We start from the raw sequence: 3078 nt of genomic DNA, 5'->3' as shown, positions 1-3078 counted from the left end.
GTACCACCTAGACAAGAAGTGCCCGATCAAGGCAAATAGATAAAACGGAACGACAAGATCTCCGAACGATAAGAAGTCTGGCATCTCCATTGCTGCTCCCTCTGTGGCAAACTCTTAACGCGGAGCACAGCGGCGACCTTGGAGTGGCGACGAAGGAGCCACGTAAAGGGCGTCCGGCGGCCGCAGGCCGCGTACTGATGCGAATTGTTAGATGCCGGTTACCCAGCACTTTATTGTGGCACCCAAACCTGAATGCCTACTCCCGATACGTTGCACCAACCCAACCCATGGCGCTAGGAACCAGAACACTGAACAAGCGGAAACTGCACGATGTTTACGCCGGATGGCCCCGCGACCCGGACACCGAACTGGCCGCAAAAAACGCTGCCAGACCTTGGGCTGTGTTCTGCCAAAAACAACTGCCAAACCGCGCCCGATCACCAAACCAAAGAGCGCCGGAGCCAGGCATTTAACGCCAACATTCAGCGGCGGCCTTTGCGTAGCGAAGCGGAGAAAAGACCGTCCGGTGGAGGCCCATCAGGGCCGGAACGAACTGAAATGGTTGGTTATGTGACTAAAGCTTGAGGTCGCTCCAGAAAGAGAATGTAACGTCACAAGCTTCAGCCATTTCTCTAACATACTGAACGATTTCCTTTGCGCCCACATTCGTGCCAATCCAGTAATCCTTGTATGAAAATGAATACTTCTTCCTGAAATCATCGTTCTTGCCCAGGTAGAGCGATGCGAGATCAGCCGAAATATAGTGCCGTGAACGATGCGAACTTTCTCGGAAGTGCTTGTCGTCGATCGTAACGAACTTTTCGAGGAAGCCTTCAAACTCCGCATCCAACAATTTCACGAGTTCCCGAACAATGTCGATTTTGTCCCAAGGACGGTAAACATCGTACTGCTCATGGAATGGGCCGACTTTGCGTCGAAGAGCATATTTTGGTCCAGCACCATGAACTGAAAGAAAAATTCCTGTGATCTTAGAAGCTTCCATCTGTCACTCCTAAAGCACATAACGCTTGCAGCAGGGGCGCGACGTCAGGAGCGTCCCTTGCCTGCACTTGTTATGAGATTTGCGACTTGGTATCGGGTAGACAGTCAGCAAATTCTCTTTGAATCCGTGGCATTTTGCCGCGCTGCTCACCACCCCCATGCAATATGACCAAAAGCATTCCCACCATTACAGAAACACCATTGGATATCCGGACCATCTGCTCGAGTAGAGGAAGTGGATAACCTTTGCTATGGCGATGGATTGCATGAATACCGCCGTGGATGAACGAACTAAGGGGCTTCCAAGAGTACTTTTTGAATTCTAGCAGCATATCCACCGGTTCCTGGGGTGCTTTACCCTGTAATTTCTCCAGCATTTCGCTGAGCATCGGAAGCCTATTCGCTCTATCAGCCGTCTCTTGTGTCAGCTCACTGGTTAGCTTTGAGACAGCGGTGTCAGACGCCGCGTAAAGGAGCCACATTGCCCGGACCAGCGCTTCATACTGAAGACGGACAAGTCCCGTCGCCGAGGTTAAATTACCAGCCGAAATCAGCATCTTTGCACTTTCGGCATGCTCGAAAGCAATACTACACATGACTCTGCTCGCCATGATTCTTTCCGAATCATCGAAAGTAGGGAGCGCAAAAAACTCCAAGAGTTTGCTTTCAAGTTCAGCAGATCGCGACAATAGACCGTTTATCAATGATGTCCCTACTCATAACGGCAGGCATGTGGGGCTGGCGACCGCAAAGCGAAGCGGCGCGGTTGCCAGTCCCGCACGATGCCATTGTTAGGTGTTTTAATTCAACTTCTTCATTTTACTACGGAGTGATGGCGGCACATCCTGGAGCAGAACAATAGAAATACTTCCATCAGTCGCAGTATTGTTGTGTGCGACCTTTTCACTGAGTGTTGATGTTATCTGCTCTGGCGACAAGGTGTACATGGCTCCATTCAATGGATCAACGATAAACCAACCGATGAGCCCTCCAAAAATGATATTGCCGCCAATGTACCAGCCATTTGCACTAGCAGTTATTGGGATTACCTGTTTTTCATATCCGGCTTTGGTGATTTCTACGGTAAAACTCTTTTTCCCCCAATAGCTACCATCACTTTTTTGTAGTGTTACGCTAGTCGGGGTTAATCCTTTGAATACTTGAACACCTTTTTCATCTGTGATGAGTATTGTTGCATCACTGGGGGTGCTAGATATTGGTACAACCTGTGTCTTATCCCCAACTATTGTTGCGCAACCACCAAGCAGGGTTGCCGATAACACGATTATGTATACTGCTTTTTTCATATTTACTCCCTCTATGCCGCCCTGTTTGATTTCAGTTAAGTGCCGGACGTTTTTAACACCTAACGCCAAAATAAGCGGCGGCCCGTCAGGGGCGTCCGGTGGACGGCTGTCAGGCCGGGAACGAACTTAATTGATTTGTTAAAACTTGCCATCAGGAACCACCGGGCTTAGCCAGCCGCACCGCAACGTTGCTATGTTGCGATCCAGTTTCGGTCTCATGCTGTGAGCCGAAAAGACTAACCCACTGCCCCTGAACCAACAGCAACGCCCCGTTGCCAGCACTGTTCCCAGTGCTTGTAGTGTGGTTGCCAGCATAGTTGAATTGGAATTGGTTGGGCGAGCCTGCAACCGGCTTGAGCTCATAACCGATGGACAACTCTCTTGAAGAAGCAAAGCCTTTATCCTTGCTCGAGACACTAACCTTTAAGAGACTGGACTCCCTCAGAAAACTTGGCAGTAGGTCGGAGGGTACGCCATCGGGTTTGGTGGCCAGGCACTCACAGTATCGAACCTCCAACACCAGCGATTTATTGGCCAGATAGTCTTCAGGGGCCGAGTTTTCGGCAAGGGCAATGCTAGGGATCAGGGATAGAAAGAGCAGAGTAATCTGTGATGCGATCCGTTGCATGTGACCCCCTGTGTTTTCGTTTTAACGCCGCGCACAACGGCGCCCTGACAAGGGCGTCCGGCGGCCGCAGGCCGCGTATTGATGCGCCTGGTTAAGGGCCGTTCACCCGATTACTTATTTGGGCATCCAAAGTCGAATGCC

At 50.6% G+C, this 3078-nt stretch carries 4 protein-coding genes; all 4 read right to left on the bottom strand.

From position 1 onward, the window contains the following. Positions 1 to 574: 574 nt before the first annotated feature. The 4 genes from QPL96_RS19220 to QPL96_RS19205 all read right to left on the bottom strand — a co-directional run bounded on the left by QPL96_RS19220 (position 575) and on the right by QPL96_RS19205 (position 2937). The gene (locus QPL96_RS19220; RefSeq protein ID WP_303288885.1) at positions 575 to 1003 is read right to left on the bottom strand and encodes a hypothetical protein; all 429 of its coding nucleotides are present in this window, start codon (positions 1001 to 1003) and stop codon (positions 575 to 577) included. Between the two features lie 70 nt (positions 1004 to 1073). Continuing rightward, complete coding sequence (locus QPL96_RS19215) at positions 1074 to 1613, bottom strand: hypothetical protein (RefSeq protein ID WP_303288884.1); 540 nt, start codon at positions 1611 to 1613, stop codon at positions 1074 to 1076. A 189-nt stretch (positions 1614 to 1802) separates the two neighbouring features. Beyond that, positions 1803 to 2309: a hypothetical protein gene (locus QPL96_RS19210; protein ID WP_303288883.1), complete on the bottom strand. Its 507-nt coding sequence runs from the start codon at positions 2307 to 2309 to the stop codon at positions 1803 to 1805. 151 nt (positions 2310 to 2460) lie between these two features. After that, a complete protein-coding gene (locus tag QPL96_RS19205) occupies positions 2461 to 2937 on the bottom strand; it encodes a hypothetical protein (protein WP_303288882.1) in 477 nt (158 codons plus the stop codon). Positions 2938 to 3078: the final 141 nt, after the last annotated feature.

This window comes from Marinobacter sp. SS8-8 (genome assembly GCF_030540945.1).
GTDB lineage: Bacteria > Pseudomonadota > Gammaproteobacteria > Pseudomonadales > Oleiphilaceae > Marinobacter.
The sequence above is the reverse complement of the archived record's forward strand: the minus strand, read 5'-3'. Positions and strand labels throughout refer to the sequence as shown.